The following is a 16,749-nucleotide window of genomic DNA, read 5'->3' on the forward strand; positions in this document are numbered from 1 at the left end:
CGGACTATTCCCCGGCCCGCGTGGCAGCGCGGACCGGAAGGGCTGTTCCTGTCTTACTTGCAGGTCCAGCTGTAGCGCGTGAAGTCGTAGTCGAAGGACTGCATGGGAACGGCGTTGAAGCCGGTCAGGCATTTGTCCATCGCGTGCTGGACCTTCTGGGTCATCAGGAAGACGTCCGGCTGAAGCTCGACCAGCTTGTGCTGCAGATCGCGATAGATGGTCGCCTGTTTCGCGATATCGCCGGTCGAGCGCGCCTCGTCGATCAGTGCGTCGATGGCCGGATCCTGCAGCCATTCGGCCGAGGCCCAGGTGCCCGCCGATTTCGAATGATACTGGGTGAAGAACATCGAATCCGGCGACGGATAGGTCGGTCCGAAGAAGATCTGGTTGACGGCCGGCGTCGTCTCCACCTTGGTGGCAAGTTCGGTGATCCGGTTCCATGGATCGGCCTGCTGGGTCACCTTGAAGCCGAGCTGCTCGAGGTTCGACTGCATCAGCAGGCTGATTTCCTCTTCGAACTTGGTTCCGGCGACATAACCGAGCGTGATCGGGATTTCACTGCCGGCATATTTCGACTGGGCGATTTCCGCCTTGGCGGCTTCCAGATCGTATTTCGGTGCGGCGATGTCTGACGCATGGAAATCGGCAAAGCTGGACGGCAGTGGCGATGTCAGCTCGCCGCCTGGCAGGATGACGTCGCGGATTGTCGCATAGTCGGTCGCCAACGCCAGCGCGCGGCGAATATGGATATCGTCGGTCGGCGGCACCTTGGTGTTGAGCTTCAGATAGAAGGCCGTCGCCGTATCCTGGCTGACGATGTTGAAACGGCCCATGGCTTCCAGCGCCTTGTAGGTCTCAGGCGATTGATACTGGCTGGTCATCGTCAGTTCGCCGGATGCGGCAAGCGACCGCACGGTGGCTTCGTCATTGGTGACGATCCAGCGAACCTCGTCGATCGGGCCTTCACCGAAGCCCTTGTAATAGTTTGGGTCGCGCTCGATCGTCATCTTCGCGCCACGGTCCCATTCGACCAGCTTGTAGGCTCCGGCACCGGCCACCTTGGTGGAGAGATAGGTCTGCCCGTCGTCGCTGCCGGCATTCTCCTTGACGACGTCGGCATTGACGATGAACACGGCCGGGACGGTGGCAAGGAACGGTGCGAACGTTTTCGACAGGGTGAACTTCACCGTCTTGGCATCGACGGCAACGACCGATCCCGGCGCCAGGACATCGGCGAACAGATTGGCCGGACCCTGGTTGATCCGCAAAAGCCGCTCGAAGGAATAGACGACGTCAGAGGCCTCGACGGGCGAGCCGTCGGAGAATTTGGCGTCGGCGCGGATCTTGTAGGTTACTTCCTTGGCGTCATCCGAAACCGTCCAGCTTTCGGCGAGTTCGGGAATGATAGCGCCCTTGGAATCGACGCTTGTCAGGCTGTCGTAGAGGTTCACGGCGGCCATGTAGTCGGTGTAATCGGAAATCTTGGCCGGATCGATGGTGCCGAAGATCTGCACGGTATTCATGGTCACGACCGTTTTGGCCGCAGCCGTTCCAGCGGTGCCGGCAAGCAGGACGGCGGCGGCTGCCGTCGAGGCGATAAATCGGAGCTTACGCATAGGTTCTCCCGGTTTGAAGAAAAAGGTTCCCGTCGCAATCCTTCTGGATTGTCGTATTTTATCCGGCTTTGCCCGGCACCTGTTGCGCCTTGGATCAAGCCGTCTGAATGCTGCGCGGATGCAATCCGAAACCGGCGGCCAAGCCCGGTCTTGGGGCAGGCTGGCTCTCCGATACGTCGAACACCGCGTTGAGTGCAGGCCCTTCTTGTTCAAGGCCTGTGGGAAAGATTGCATGGCACGGCGGGGCGCTCAACACGGTGCTGGTATAGGTTTTATCATAAATGGTATAGGTTTTACGCAGAAGATGCCGGAAAGGCGGGCTATTGCAGCGGCATAATTAGCTCACAAGACCCAGCGCGCGCGCGGAGCTGATGGCTTCCTGCCGGTTACGGCAGCCGAGCTTGCGATAGACGTTGCCGAGGTGGAATTTCACCGTGGCCTCGCTGAGGCCAAGCGTATTGGCGACGAACTTGTTGGCAGCTCCTTCGGAAATCATCAGCAGGATCTTGCTTTCCCGGCGCGAAAGTTCGCTGCGGTTGCCGGTGTCGCTTGCAAGGCGTCCCGCGTCGCGCAGCTTGCGGATGATCTGGCGGATCGGCGAAGACGTGGCCAGAAAGCCGCCGATGCGCTGGTTGTCGATCAGTTCCTGCAGAAACACCCGCTCTTCGGCCAGCGGCGCGATGGTTCCCAGGCGGGCGCAATCACCGAAGGTCTTTTGCAGCACCGCGCGCGCCTTGGTGAGGTTGCGCTGACGCTTGCTGACATGTGCAAGCCAGATTTCTGCCGCCATGCGCTGTCTATCCGTCATATGCAGGTTGCCGATCATCGTGGTGATCAACCCGTCCAGGTCTTCGCGCCCCGGCATTTCGTAGACGATCTGGCGCAGCCAGATGAGGGCGAGAGCCAGTTCGTCGCGCTCGTGGAGCCGCACCAGTTCATCTCCGCCTGCCAGCACGAAACTGCGGTCCACGCGGGATTTCAGCGCGGTGAGATGTTCCGCTGCCTCCTGCCATCGATTGGCATTCTGCAGCACCGCCGCCTCGCGGATCGAGATCATCGTCTGGAACTGGCCGTTCGACGCTTGATAGACCCGCCAGCGGTCGAGAAAACTGCGCGCGGCGATGGTGGAGAAATGTTCGCCGAGAGCCTGGCTGCCGTAGTGCAGTGCGAACTCCAGAAGACTTGGCCAGATCTCGCCATGGGAAAAATCGTCGATTTCCAGGCTGAGAAACCGCGCCAGCGGCTCTGCCTTGCCGCCTTCATATTCGACGCACGCATCGAGAAGCACCTGCAGCCGCCTGTCGTTCGGGCTTTCGAAGCCCATTGCGTTCAAGCTGGCGGACGAAAGGGCCGCATGTTTGCGGGCGGTCAGCGCGTCGCCCATCAGCAGCCGGATCAGGGCCTGATGCAGGCTGATATAGAAGGCCAGCATCGGTGATCCGGCCTGCCTGTAATGGTACATCGCCCGCTGGGCCACGTCCTCGGCCTCGGCAAAGCGGCGGTTGCGGATGTAGAATTCCAGCACCGAATTGTAGAAGCTGCCGCGAAACAGATGATCGTCGATCGGAAACTCGGCCATCAGCGCATAGGCGCGGTCGAGCAGTTCCTCGCTAAAGAAATAATCCTCGTAGAGCAGCATCAGCAGCCGGAAGGCCCGGAACTCGCGGGAAAAGACGGACCGGGCCGAAAAGATCATGCCGAGATCGTTGGCTGAATCGCCGTATCGGTCGGCAAGCAGCCGGCGCGCGCGGGAGACGTCGCCCTGTTTCAAGGCTTGCAGCGCATGCGACAGAACCAGTTCCTCGCTTTGCATCGCATAGGTGCGCGGAAATCCGGCCAGCACGTTTTCGAAGGCTTTTGGCCCGTGGAAATAGATGAAGAAATTGCCGCCTGCCTTTTCGAACAGGCGCAGCGCATTGTCGAAAAAGCCGGCATTCTGGAAGGTCTCTATCGCGTCGACCGTCCGGCCGCGCTCGGCAAAGGCTTCGGCGATGGCTTTGGCGCCTGCGGCGGTCTTGATCCGCGCTGCGATGGACAGGTGCAACGCCTCGTCAAGGGCCTGCGTGATGGATGGCATGCCGAAACGCAGTGCGCCGTTTCCATCCGGTCTGGCAAAAGGCAGAAGGCCATGGTCCTCGAATGCCCTGGCAGTGCCGCCATCGAGCAGGATGCGCAAATCAACCAGATCGGCCTCGGGCATCGTCTCGAGCATCTCGCTCTGCAGGAATGTGCTCATCGTCGCATCATCGGGTGAAAACAGATTGTCGTTGAAGACTGCCAGCGGCCAGCCGGCCGTGTCGGCGAGGATGGCCTCAGCACGCGGATCGCCAAACAGCGGCCGAAGCTCGTCCGGCGACATGAGCAGGGCTTCGGTGTCGATCACCCGGGCATGCCGATAGGCGAGCGCACGCGACAATCCTGGCAGAACCACATCCGGACGCTTGGCGATGATAAGCCGCCCCTGTCCGGCGAGAAAACCATCGGGGATCGGGGCCGGCGTCCCATAGGGCGGGATGTCCCAAAGGACCGGAGCGCTCGCGCCGGTGGGCTCGGGCGCCGCGGTCGAGAAGGTGACATCGGTCGCGAAATGGCGGGCCAGAAGCTGCAGGATGCAGGATTTCCCCATGCCGGCCGGCGCATTGAGAACCGTCACCGGCGTCTCGTCCGCGAGAAGATTTTCGATGATCCTCGGACGGTCGACCAAACGGTCCATGAAGGTGCTTTCACAATGGCGCCGGAATTGCCCTTTGCGTGCCTCCATTTCGGGGCCCTGTCAACCGATGCGGGGAACAAGCGTACCGGCTGCAGGCCGGCAGCAATCGCAAAGAGGGGAGGACCAAATCGACTATGCGTCCCGTGCATGGGTGGTCTGCCGTATTGGCGCTGTTGCAGCACAATCGGGAGGATTATATCCCGGCCATCAAATAACAACGGCGCCACCGACTGGCTGCCGGCACCGGACAGCCCTGGAAAGGGGATCAGCATGAACGTAGCACGCTCTTTCAACAACTGGCGCAAGTATCGTCAGACAGTCAACGAACTCGGCCGCATGACCACGCGCGAATTGCGCGATCTCGGCATCGATCGTTCGGACATCCGCAGCATCGCCCGCGCAGCGGTCGCTCGCTGATCACAGCGAATACCGCCGGCCAAAGAGACTGATCGAAACGCCCGCTGCCTTGCAGCGGGCGTTTCGCGTTTGAGGGCTCTCCGTCCGGAGTAGCAGCAGCCGGATCGGGGGGCGGTCAATTTTCGTTCGCGTTCATTCCCGGCTGTGCCAATCTGTGGGTGGTGTGATTCCGGGGAGCGAGAGAGTGGAACAAGCGTTTTTGCAGCGTGCTGCGTTGTCGCGGCCGGATGTGACTGCGAAAGAGGCCGCCGGCCTTTTTGCTGCCCACTATGGTCTCGTGGGACCGATCGCCGAGCTCGGCAGCCAGCAGGATCGCAATTATCGTATCGACACCGCAAACGGGCGTTTCGTCCTGAAAATCTGCCGCGCGGACTATGCGACCGTCGAGCTCGAAGCGCAGAACGCCGCGCTGCGCCATATCGCCACCAAACCCGGCACGCCGCGCGTGCCGAGGGTTATCGCTGCCGTCAACGGTGCGGACATCGTGTTCGTTACGGTGCGCGGGCAGGACTATCAGATCCGCCTGCTCGACTATATCAAGGGCGAGCCGCTGACACAGCGGAAACATCTTCCCGAGGTCACGATCGCAACACTCGGCGCGCTCGGTGGCCGGCTTGCCCTGGCGCTTTCCGATTTCGTCCATCCCGGCCTGTCACGTGAGCTGCAGTGGGATCTGCGTCACGCAGGCCCGGTCGTGCACCATCTCCTGTCCGCTGTGAAGGACGCGGACCGAAAGCAACGGATCGCGCGGGCGATGAACACGGCCATGCAACGGCTCGACGCTCTGAAGCCGGAGCTGCGGCTGCAGGCGATCCATCATGACGTGACCGATGACAATGTCGTCAGCCAACCGAACGAGCAGGGCCAGCTGATCCCGAACGGGGTGATCGATTTCGGCGATATCATCAACGGCTGGCTTGTCGCCGATCTCGCTGTGACCTGTGCTTCGCTGCTGCATCATGCCGATGGCGATCCCTTCGTCATTCTGCCCGCGATCAAGGCGTTTCACGCGATTTTTCCGCTCAATGATGCGGAATTGCGGGCGCTCTGGCCGCTGATCGTGGCGCGGTCCGCCGTGCTGGTGGCCAGCAGCGAACAGCAGCTGGCGCTTGATCCGGACAATCCTTACGTCGCCGGCAATATCGACCACGAACGCATGATCTTCGACGTCGCGGTCTCTGTACCATCAGCGCTGATGGAGACGGCAATCGCCCAGTCCGTGGGGCGCTCGCTTGCCCCGGTCCCCCCGATCGCCGGCAGCTTGCTGTTGCCGGAAATCGATCTGGCGCAGGTTGCGACGGTCGCGCTGGATACGCAAAGCCCGCTGTTCGACGGTGAGCCATGGCCGGAACCCATGCTCGAAGCAAACCTGCTGCGGGACGCGTCCGGCAAACACCCTCTCGCCGCAACCCGCTACGGCGAATACCGGCTGACCCGCACGGTGCTGCTTTCGTCAAAGCCTTCCGAAACCTTTGCGCTGCATGTCGATCTGTTTTTGCCAACGGGCGCGAGCGTCGCTGCGCCCTTTGATGGCGTTCTGAAATCCACTGGCAGCGGCCTTGTTCTGAAAGGGGAGGATGCAGCCCTTCATTTGACCGGTATCGAGGCTTTGCCCGGACTGGAGGCAGCTGCCGGTCGCGGCCAGCCGCTTGGCTCCCTCGCTGGTATGCCGGGTCGAAAGGCCTTGCTGCGCGTCCAGCTCTGCCGCGATACGGATATCGTGCCGCCGCTGTTTGCGGCGCCGGCGCATGCGGCGGCATGGGCCGCGCTATGTCCTTCGCCAGCGCATCTGCTTGGCTTCGATTGCGATGCGCCAGCACCGGAAAGTGCAGCCCTTCTCGCGCGACGCCACAACCACTTCGCCAGGCCGCAGAAGAACTACTACGAGACACCGCCGCAGATCGAGCGTGGCCGGCGCGAGCATATGGTCGATGTCGAGGGCCGTGCCTATCTCGACATGGTCAACAACGTCTCCATCCTCGGCCATGGCCATCCACGCCTGGCCGAAGCCGTGCACCGGCAATGGCAGCGGCTCAACACCAATTCCCGGTTTCACTATGCCTCGGTAGCCGCGTTTTCCGAACGGCTGGCGGCGCTTGCGCCCGAAGGGCTCGACACGGTGTTTCTGGTCAACAGCGGCTCGGAAGCCAACGACCTGGCACTTCGGCTGGCCTGGGCGGCCACCGGTGCCCGCGACATGCTCTGCCTGCTGGAAGGCTATCACGGCTGGTCGGTCGCCAGCGACGCGGTGTCGACCTCGATCGCCGACAATCCGCAGGCGCTGACGACAAGGCCGGGCTGGGTGCACCCGGTGATGTCGCCCAATACCTATCGGGGCCCGTTTCGCGGCAACGGTTCGACGGCCGATTATGTCGCTGCCGTCGCTCCCGTGCTCGAAAAGCTGGATGCGGAGGGCAAGCGGCTAGCCGGTTTCATCTGCGAGTGCGTTTACGGCAACGCCGGCGGCATTCCCCTGCCGCCCGGTTATCTCAAGGCGATCTATGCGACGGTCCGGGCGCGCGGCGGCGTCTGCATCGCCGATGAGGTGCAGGTTGGTTATGGCCGTCTCGGCCATTATTTCTGGGGCTTTGAAGAGCAGGGCGTGGTTCCCGATATCATCACCGTCGCCAAGGGCATGGGCAACGGTCATCCGCTCGGCGCCGTCATCACGACAAAGGCGATCGCCGATGCGCTGGAGAAGGAGGGATATTTTTTCTCCTCCGCCGGCGGCAGCCCGGTGAGTTCCGTCGTCGGCATGACCGTGCTCGATATCATGCACGACGAAAGCCTGCAGGAAAACGCCCGCATCGTCGGCGATCACCTGAAACGCCGCCTTGAAGCGCTGGGCCAGCGGTTTTCGCTCGTCGGTGCCGTGCATGGCATGGGGCTCTATCTCGGGCTGGAATTCGTGCGCGACCGCGAGACGCTGGTGCCCGCGACCGGAGAAACGGCTGCGATCTGCGACCGGTTGCTGCAACTGGGCGTCATCATGCAGCCGACCGGGGATCATCTGAACGTGCTGAAGATCAAGCCGCCGCTCTGCCTGTCGCGGGAAAGTGCCGATTTCTTCGCCGACATGCTGGAGTGCGTGCTTTTGGACGGATGGTAGCGACGGGCACGGATCCCGGTTGAATTGCGCGGCCGGATCGGCTTAGCTCATGCCTCATTCATGGCAAGCAGCGAGTATCCGCATGACGCAAACGGCCGATATCATCATTCTCAACGCGCGCGTTCTGACGCTGGATGAGGACAATCCCCGCGCCGAGGCGATAGCGCTCGCCTCCGGCCGGATTGTCGCCGTCGGCTCCAAAGCGGAGATCGAGCTGTTTCGGGGCGCGGAAACCAGGGTCGTGGATGCAGCCGGAGGCACGGTGCTTCCCGGCTTTTCCGAAAACCACATGCACCTGTTTTCGGGTGCTGCCGAACTCGATCATCTCCAGCTGGCCGGGGTGAAGGGGCTGGCGGCGCTGACCGAGGCTGTACAGGCCTATGCGGCAAGCCGTAGCGGGCACAAAGTCCTGTTTGCGCAAGGGGCCGACTATACGATCCTCGGCGACACCGAACGGCTGACACGCCAGCACCTCGACGCGATCCTTTCGCACCAACCGCTGGTTCTCTTCGCACCGGATCATCACACCGCCTGGGCCAATACCAGTGCACTCGAACTGGTCGGCATGCTCCACGGCGCCGCGCTCGGCCCGGGCAATGAGGTCGTAATGGGCGAGGACGGTCTTGCGATCGGAGAGTTGCGCGAGATGGAAGCCTTCAGCCCGCTGCAGGCTGCCGGCGGGTTTGATCGCTACCGCCTCGGTCTGGCGACGGGCGGCGAGCCCGATCCCTATCCGAATGCAGCGGAATGGGCGCAGGATATCGCCGTGATGCGGCGCGGCCTTGAATATTGCGCTGAGCACGGCATCACCACCATCCAGAACATGGACGGTAATCTCTACCAGCTGGAGCTGCTCTCGACGATCGAGAGAGAAGACGGTGGTCTGCCGTGCCGGGTGATGATCCCGTTTCATTTCAAGAATTTCATGTCGCTCGACATGCTCGAAAAGGCCTCCGATCTGGCCCGCCGCTTTGACAGCGACTGGCTGTCCTCCGGTGTCGTCAAGGTGTTCTATGACGGCGTGCTCGACAGCTGGACCGCGGTCATGGTCGAGCCCTATGCTGACAAGCCGGGGGATTGCGGCGAAGGTCTCTTTACGCCCGAAAGTTTCCGCGCGGTCGCTGTGGAGGCCGACCGGCGTGGGCTGCAGATTGCCGTGCACGCCATCGGCGATGGCGCCGTTCGTGCCGTTCTGGACGGTTACGAGGCAGCACGGCGGGAAAACGGTGCGCGCGACAGCCGCCATCGCATCGAGCATATCGAGGTGGTGCATGCAGACGACATCGCCCGGTTTGCCGAACTTGGCGTCATTGCCTCCATGCAGCCGCCGCATCCGCCGGGTTGCGCCGGTGTGCCGTTGGAGCCGACCGTATCGCGCATCGGTGAGGCGCGCTGGCCGGTCAGCTACGCCTGGCGGACGTTGAAAAATGCCGGTGCACGCATCTGCTTTGCCTCCGACTGGCCGGTCTCCCCCATCGATCCGATCATCGGCGTCGAGGCCGCCGTCATCCGCAAACGCTGGGCGGAAAGCGATCCGGATCAGTCCTTTTCGCTCACGGAAGCGCTTGCCGCTTACTGCGTCGAGGGTGCCTATGCGGAATTCAAGGAGGACCGCAAAGGTATGATCCGGCAAGGTTATCTCGCTGATATCGTCATTCTCGGCGGTGATATCGAGACGGTCGCTCCCGAGGCGCTCCACACCATCCGGCCCGTCACGACGATCTGCGGTGGACGCATCAGTTTTTCCTGCCGATAAATATTTTTGCTTCGTAAAACAGAATCGTGTTGTCAACGTGGAGGCGCTGTGGTCACCTAGCGCAAAGCCGAAAAGGCAGGGAACAGCAGCTTCATGCAAGGTTAAGTGTGCCGCATATGGCGGAATTGAACGCGGTCGAAATTCGCAATGTTTGCAAAATATTCGGCTTCGGCGAGTTTGCTTTCGCCGCCGTCGACGAGGCATCGGTCGCAATCCGGCAGAACGAGTTCTTCACGCTTCTCGGGCCATCCGGATGCGGCAAGACCACGCTGCTGCGGCTGATTGCCGGCTTCGAATTTCCGACCTCCGGCGACATCATGCTGAACGGCGAGAATATCGCCGCCATGCCGCCCTTCAAGCGCCCGGTCAATACGGTCTTCCAGAGCTACGCTCTCTTCCCGCACATGACGGTCGCGGAAAACATCGGTTTCGGCCTGACGATGCTTGGTCGCCCGAAACAGGAGGTCAGGGATCGCGTCGCCGCCATGCTGAAGCTGGTGCGCATGGAGGCTCTCGCCGGCCGCCGGACGAGCCAGATTTCCGGCGGGCAGCAGCAGCGCGTCGCCTTGGCCCGTGCGCTGGCCCCCCAGCCGAAGGTCCTGCTTCTCGACGAGCCGCTGTCGGCGCTGGACTACAAGCTGCGCAAGGACATGCAGATCGAATTGAAGCGGCTGCAGGCGGAAACCGGCATCACCTTCATCTTCGTGACGCATGACCAGGAGGAGGCGCTGACCATGTCGGATCGCATCGCCGTCATGTCGTCGGGCAAGATCCTGCAGGTCGGCAACCCCAGAGAAATCTACGACGCGCCGGCCGATCGTTTTGTCGCCGATTTCATCGGCGAGACCAATTTCCTCAAGGGCCGGATCACATCCGTGGCCGATGGCGTGGCCGACGTCGATACGCCGGTTGCCGGCCGGATTTCGGCGACGGTGCCGCAGGATTTCAAGGCCGAGGGTGAGGTGACGGTGGTGTTGCGGCCGGAGCACGCGACGCTCTGCCCGCCGGACCAGCCGGCCGCCATCCAGATGACCGGAACACTCGAAAACGTCGTCTATTTCGGCACCGACACCCACTATCACGTCCGTCTTTCGGACGGGGAAACGCTGTTTACCCTGCGAGAACAGAACAAGCCGCTGCAAAGGGCGCGGTTTGCCGAAGGCGACAGGGTGGGCATTGCGCTTGAAGCCAACGCCGCCCGGGTCCTGAGGAATTGAGATGTTGGACGCAGCCGGGACCATCGAGGCGGAAAAGAGCAGGGACATCCGGAAACGGTGGCTGCTTTCGCTTCCCGCCCTGCTGATCATCCTTGTTGCCGCCACCGGCCCGCTGCTGATCGTTCTCGTCTATTCCTTCCTGACGCCAGGTCCTTATGGCGACGTGCAATGGTTGCCGTCGCTGGACGGCTGGGTCAGCGTCGTTCTGGAAAAGGATATTTTCGACGGCACGTTCTCGCTCGCCAGCGCGCATGTATCGATCTTCATGCGCTCGGTCATGCTGTCGCTGGCTACCACCGTTCTGACCCTGCTGGTCGGCTTTCCCACGGCCTATTTCATTGCGACCCGCCCGGAAAAGACGCGCGAACTCTGGCTGTTCCTGATCACCATCCCGTTCTGGACCAACCTTCTGATCCGCACCTTCGCCATCCTCGAAATCATCCGCAACGAGGGCCTGATCAACGGCCTGCTGCTGAAGTCCGGTCTGATCGCCAGGCCGGTCCAGATGCTGTTCACCGACGGCGCCATCCTGACCGGCATGGTCTATGTCTATCTGCCGCTGATGGTCCTGCCGCTCTATGCCAGCATGGAAAAGCTGGATTTCCGGCTGGTCGAGGCCGGGTATGACCTGTACGCGACGCCGTTTCAGGTGCTGCGCCGGATCATCATTCCGCTGGTCAAGCCGGGCGTCATTGCCGGCTCCATCCTTGTCTTCATCCCGGCGCTCGGAGCCTATGTGACGCCAAGCATTCTCGGCGGCGGCAAGAACATGATGCTGGGCAACCTGATCGAACTGCAGTTCGGCCAGGGCCGCAACTGGCCGCTCGGATCGGCGCTGTCGATCACGCTGATGCTGATCGTCATGGTGGCTTTGCTGTTCTATGTCCGCAACGCAGGATCTCAGGGGAACCGGCATGGCTAGAACATTCTCGATCCGGCGTCAGCGTGGTTTTACCACCATCGCGATGATCTGCTTTTTCGCGCTCTACCTGCCGATCGCCGTTCTGGTTTTCTATTCCTTCAATGCCGGGACCTCGCTCGCGTCCTTCGAAGGGGTTTCGCTGCAATGGTTCGCCAAGGCATTTGAAAACCAGCAGGTGATCGATGCCTCGCTGCGGTCCCTGCAGATTGCCGCGATTGCGGCCGTCATCGCCACCATCGCGGCCACGATGGCGGCGCTGGCCACGACGCGGACGGAACCCTATCGGGGTCTGACGCTGAAATATGCCTTCATCAACCAGCCGCTGATGATCCCGGAGATCGTTACCGCCGTCGCGCTCCTGATCTTCTTTGCCCGCATCAAGATCTGGACCGGGTATTCCGGGCTTGGCTACCTCATCGCCGCCCATACCGCGTTCTGCATTCCGTTTGCCTATCTGCCGATCCGGGCACGGCTGGAAAACATGGACCTGACGCTGGAAAAGGCCGCCGCCGACCTCTACGCGACGCCCTGGAACGCCTTCCGTTACGTCACTTTGCCATTGCTGTGGCCGGGCATTCTCGCCGGCTTCATGCTGGCCTTCGTCATCTCCCTGGACGATGTCGTCATCACCGAATTCGTCAAATCCGCAGGGCAGGATACGCTGCCGACCTACATGCTCGGCCAGATCCGCCGCAACGTTACGCCGGAAATGAACGCGATCTCGACGCTGTTTCTGCTCTTGTCGATCTGCGTCGTTACCGTCTTCTTCATCGTCAACAGGAAACGCGTCTAACAGAAAAGAAGGGAACAGCACCATGAAACTGATCACTGCGACCGTGGCCTTGACGGCCGCGCTCCTGGCATCGGCGGGCCTCGCCCGCGCGGAAGGGGAGCTCAACATCTATAACTGGGGCAACTATACCAGCCCCGAGATGATCAAGAAATTCGAGGACCAGTACAAGGTCAAGGTGACGATCACCGACTATGACTCCAACGACACGGCACTCGCCAAGGTTCGCCAGGGCGGCTCCGGTTTCGATATGGTCGTTCCCTCGCAAAATTATATCCCCATCTGGATTTCCGAAGGCCTGCTGCTTGAAACGGATCCGGCCAAGATGGAGAATTTCAAGAACGTCGCCAAGGAATGGGTCGATCCTGATTTCGACCCGGGCCGTAAATACACCGTTCCGTGGGCGATGGGCACGGTCGGAACCGTCGTCAATACCGATGTCTACAAGGGCGACATCAATACATGGGCCATCATCTTCGATACGCCGGACGAGCTGAAGGGCAAGGTCAACGTCGTGCCGGAAATGAACGACGTCATCGACGCCGCCGTTCTTTACAATGGCGGCACCAAATGCACCGGCGATCTGACCATCCTCAAGAAGGTGCGCGACACGCTGGTCAAGGCCAAGCCGAACTGGGTGGCGATGGAGTACGGCACCATCGAGAAGATGGGCTCCGGCGATTTTTCAGCCTCCAGCGACTGGAACGGTTCGGCATTTCGCCAGCGCCTGAAGAACCCGGCGATTCACTATGGTTATCCGAAGGAAGGCTTCGTTGACTGGAGCGATAATCTGGCCGTCCTCAAGGATGCCAAGAATGTCGAGAACGCCAAGCTGTTCCAGAATTTCATGATGGACCCGGAAAATGCCGGCATGAATTCCGGCTTCCACCGCTATGCCAACGGCATTGCCGGTTCCGATGCGTTCATGCCGGCCGATATGAAGGGGGCGCCGGAAATCGACGTGCCGAAGGAGTTCGCAGCACGCGGGGTTCCCTCCAAGACCTGCCCGCCAGAGGTCCAGGAACTCTATACCAGGATCTGGACCGAACTGCAGAAGTAAGCCTGCGATCGCCGCACCCCGCCCGGCAGGCGGGGTGCGTTTCACTGTGTGCCGACGGATATATTCATGAAAACTGTCTTCTCGCCCCGCCATCGCGGCCATGCCGACCAGCTCGAGCTCGTCGCGGGCGCCATCGTTCCCGGCTACGAACTGACCTCGCGTGCCGAATATGTTTTTGCGCGCATCAAGGCCGTGGGGCTGGGCACGATCCTGGGGCCTGAGCCGCATGATCTGATGACGGCGGCCCGCATCCACCGCCAGGACTATCTCGATTTCCTGCCGACGATCTGGGATCGCTGGATCGCCGAAGGCAGAGACGGTACGGCATTGCCCTTCACCTGGCCGACGCGGGGCCTGCGCGGCGACGTTCCGCCGGAATTCATCGACGGGCTGCTCGGCTATTATTCCTTCGATGCGGGCTGCGGCATTGTCGAAGGGTCGTGGGATGCGATCAAATCCTCGCATGATGTTGCACTGACGGCCGCCGGTCTCGTAAAGGACGGCGAACGCGCCGCCTTCGCGCTCTGCCGTCCGCCGGGCCATCACGCCGGCGCCGGTTTCATGGGCGGCTATTGCTACATCAACAACGCGGCGGTGGCGGCGCAATGGTTCCGCGACAATGGGGCGAAACGTGTCTCGATCCTCGATGTCGATTATCATCACGGCAACGGCACGCAGGAAATCTTCTACTCCCGCGCCGATGTGCAGGTGATCAACCTGCATGCCGATCCGATGCAGGAATATCCCTATTTCCTCGGTCATGCCAACGAGCGTGGTGCCGGAGAGGGGGAGGGCTACAATCTCAATTATCCCATGCGCTTCGGCACCGATTGGGCGCGCTGGAGCCAGTCGCTGGAGGACGCCTGCGGCAAGCTGGTGACCTACAATCCGGATGTCGTCGTGGTCTCGCTCGGTGTCGATACGTTCGAGAAGGATCCGATCAGCAAGTTCAAGCTGAAGACCGAGGATTTTCCGAAGATCGGCGAGCGCATCGCGCAACTGAACCTGCCGACCCTGTTTGTCATGGAAGGCGGCTATGCCGTCGCGGAAATCGGCGTCAACGCCGTCAGCGTTCTCACCGGTTTCGAGGGTGCCTGATGACAACAGCATCGACCGTGACGCTGGGTGTCGTCCAGTTCGCCTGCACGGATGACCTTGCCGAAAATCTTGGCACCGCATCGCGCCTGATCCGGCGGGCGGCGGCTGAGGGCGCGAATATCATTCTGGTTCAGGAGCTTTTCGAAGGGCTGTATTTCTGCCAGACGCAGGATCCGGTCCATTTTGCCCGGGCCCATTCGCTTGCCGATCATCCGGTGATCGCGCCGATGCAGGCGCTGGCCCGCGAACTCGGCGTCGTGCTGCCGGTTTCTTTCTTTGAACGGAAGAACCAGGCTTTCTACAACAGCCTTGCGATGATCGACGATGCCGGAACGATCCTCGGCATCTACCGGAAATCGCATATTCCGGATGGGCCGGGCTACAGTGAGAAATTCTATTTCCGGCCCGGCGATACCGGCTTCAAGGTCTGGCCGACCCGGTTCGGCGCGATCGGCGTCGGCATCTGCTGGGACCAGTGGTTTCCGGAAGCGGCCCGCGCCATGGCGCTGATGGGCGCCGAGCTGATCCTCTATCCGACCGCGATCGGCTCGGAGCCCGCCCGGCCCGATCTCGACACGATGGAACACTGGCGCATGGTGATGCGTGGCCATGCCGCCGCCAACATGATGCCGGTCGTCGCCGCCAACCGCGTCGGCTCCGAAACGATCGGCGGCCTGTCGCAATCCTATTACGGCTCCTCCTTCATCGCCGGTCCGGACGGACAGCTGGTGGCCAGCGCCGGGCGGGACGGCGAAGCGGTCCTGATCGCCAGCTTCGACAGACAGTCGCTCGCCGACAACCGCGCCGCCTGGGGCATGTTCCGCGATCGCCGCCCTGAGCTTTACGGCGCATTGGCAACCGCAGACGGTGGAGACAGGGCATGACGGATTTTACCCGCGCGGACGTGACGCTCGCCAACTGGCGAACGGCGCCCTATTGCCGCTGGTCCTTCCAGAATGTCAGCGAGATCGTGCCCTCGGCCGTTATTGCCGCCGACAGCCAGAGCGAGGCGCCCTCTCTCGATCTCGGCGCGCTCGGAACGTTGGAGGTGCCCGGCGTTGACGGCGTGACGGTCCCGCTGGAAGCATTTCTGACCGCGAGCGAAACCGACGAACTCGTCGTGATGCGGGATGGCCATATCGTCGCCGAATGGTCGGCCAGCCATTCCGATCCGGCCCGGCCGCATATCATCTTCTCCGTTTCCAAATCGCTGACGGCGCTGCTCGCCGGAATTCTGGCGGGGAAAGGCCTGCTCTCCTTCGACAGGTTGATTGTCGATTACGTGCCGGAGGTCGCCGGTTCCGCCTATGCGGATGCAACGGTGCAGCAATTGTTCGACATGGAGATCAGCGTCGATTTCGTCGAGGATTATCTCGACACCTCGGGCGGCTTCGACCGCTACCGCCGCGCCACCGGATGGAACCCCGATAGAGCCGAAGATCCGGCGCCGGATTTGAAAAGCTTCATTTGCAGCATCGGAAAAGGCCCCTGGGCGCATGGCGAGAAACACGCCTACCGTTCGCCCGATACCGATCTGGCCGGCATCGTGCTGGAGCGGGCCGCCGGTGCGCGGCTGGCCACGCTGCTCAGTCAGTCTCTGTGGAAGCCGATGCGGGCAAGATCGGATGCCATGATCACAGTCGACCGCATCGGCACCGCCCGCGCCGCCGGTGGCATGTCGGCGACGGCCCGCGATCTGGCTCTGGCCGGCGAACGCGTGCGCACACGGGGCGGCGGGCTGCTGCCGCAGTCTTTCATCGAAGACCTGTGGACGGGCGGCAGCCGCGAGGCCTGGCAGAACGGCGACCAGACGACGCTGTTTCCAACCGGCAGCTACCGCAATTACTGGTACGAGACCGGTGGCGGAGAACTGGCAGCCATCGGCATTCACGGCCAATGGATCTGGATCGATCCGGCCACGGCGACCGTGATCGTCAAGCTGTCGTCGCAGGCGCTGCCGGTCGACCCGGTGCTGGATCAGGCGATCGTGTGCATGCTGCGTAAGATCTCCGCTGCGGTCATCGCCTGACGTTCCGGCCGGATGCGCATTC

Annotated in this window: 12 protein-coding genes; 10 read left to right on the top strand and 2 right to left on the bottom strand. The window is 61.9% G+C overall.

Going from position 1 to position 16,749, the window contains the following annotated elements; translation table 11 throughout:
* Positions 1 to 53 precede the first annotated feature (53 nt).
* Positions 54 to 1,616 carry an ABC transporter substrate-binding protein gene (locus tag ADU59_RS13575; RefSeq protein WP_068954661.1) on the bottom strand — a complete coding sequence of 521 codons (1,563 nt, stop codon included), beginning with the start codon at positions 1,614 to 1,616 and terminating at the stop codon, positions 54 to 56.
* A gap of 337 nt (positions 1,617 to 1,953) precedes the next feature.
* On the bottom strand, positions 1,954 to 4,329 hold the full coding sequence (locus ADU59_RS13580) for a helix-turn-helix transcriptional regulator (RefSeq protein ID WP_068954662.1): 2,376 nt from the start codon (positions 4,327 to 4,329) through the stop codon (positions 1,954 to 1,956).
* A gap of 270 nt (positions 4,330 to 4,599) precedes the next feature.
* On the opposite strand from ADU59_RS13580, the gene ADU59_RS13585 reads away from it, so the two are divergent.
* The 10 genes from ADU59_RS13585 to ADU59_RS13630 all read left to right on the top strand — a co-directional run bounded on the left by ADU59_RS13585 (position 4,600) and on the right by ADU59_RS13630 (position 16,727).
* Positions 4,600 to 4,746: a DUF1127 domain-containing protein gene (locus tag ADU59_RS13585; RefSeq protein WP_068954663.1), complete on the top strand. Its 147-nt coding sequence runs from the start codon at positions 4,600 to 4,602 to the stop codon at positions 4,744 to 4,746.
* Positions 4,747 to 4,930: 184 nt separating this feature from the next.
* Complete coding sequence (locus tag ADU59_RS13590) at positions 4,931 to 7,855, top strand: aminotransferase (RefSeq protein WP_068954664.1); 2,925 nt, start codon at positions 4,931 to 4,933, stop codon at positions 7,853 to 7,855.
* An 82-nt stretch (positions 7,856 to 7,937) separates the two neighbouring features.
* Positions 7,938 to 9,611 carry an amidohydrolase gene (locus tag ADU59_RS13595; RefSeq protein WP_068954665.1) on the top strand — a complete coding sequence of 558 codons (1,674 nt, stop codon included), beginning with the start codon at positions 7,938 to 7,940 and terminating at the stop codon, positions 9,609 to 9,611.
* A gap of 107 nt (positions 9,612 to 9,718) precedes the next feature.
* Positions 9,719 to 10,828 carry an ABC transporter ATP-binding protein gene (locus tag ADU59_RS13600; protein WP_068954666.1) on the top strand — a complete coding sequence of 370 codons (1,110 nt, stop codon included), beginning with the start codon at positions 9,719 to 9,721 and terminating at the stop codon, positions 10,826 to 10,828.
* 1 nt (position 10,829) lies between these two features.
* A complete protein-coding gene (locus ADU59_RS13605) occupies positions 10,830 to 11,750 on the top strand; it encodes an ABC transporter permease (protein WP_068954667.1) in 921 nt (306 codons plus the stop codon).
* Entirely contained in the window at positions 11,743 to 12,543 is an 801-nt protein-coding gene (locus ADU59_RS13610) for an ABC transporter permease (RefSeq protein ID WP_068954668.1), read from the top strand. Before ADU59_RS13605 ends, ADU59_RS13610 begins: the two co-directional genes overlap by 8 nt.
* 22 nt (positions 12,544 to 12,565) lie before the next feature.
* Positions 12,566 to 13,600, top strand: coding sequence for an ABC transporter substrate-binding protein (locus ADU59_RS13615; RefSeq protein ID WP_068954669.1), 1,035 nt, complete (start codon positions 12,566 to 12,568; stop codon positions 13,598 to 13,600).
* A 66-nt stretch (positions 13,601 to 13,666) separates the two neighbouring features.
* Positions 13,667 to 14,698: a histone deacetylase family protein gene (locus tag ADU59_RS13620; protein WP_068954670.1), complete on the top strand. Its 1,032-nt coding sequence runs from the start codon at positions 13,667 to 13,669 to the stop codon at positions 14,696 to 14,698.
* On the top strand, positions 14,698 to 15,582 hold the full coding sequence (gene aguB / locus ADU59_RS13625) for an N-carbamoylputrescine amidase (RefSeq protein ID WP_068954671.1): 885 nt from the start codon (positions 14,698 to 14,700) through the stop codon (positions 15,580 to 15,582). Before ADU59_RS13620 ends, aguB begins: the two co-directional genes overlap by 1 nt.
* Entirely contained in the window at positions 15,579 to 16,727 is a 1,149-nt protein-coding gene (locus ADU59_RS13630) for a serine hydrolase domain-containing protein (RefSeq protein ID WP_068954672.1), read from the top strand. The genes aguB and ADU59_RS13630 overlap by 4 nt, the downstream gene beginning before the upstream one ends.
* Positions 16,728 to 16,749 lie beyond the last annotated feature (22 nt).

It is taken from the genome of Pararhizobium polonicum, assembly GCF_001687365.1.
GTDB lineage: Bacteria > Pseudomonadota > Alphaproteobacteria > Rhizobiales > Rhizobiaceae > Pararhizobium > Pararhizobium polonicum.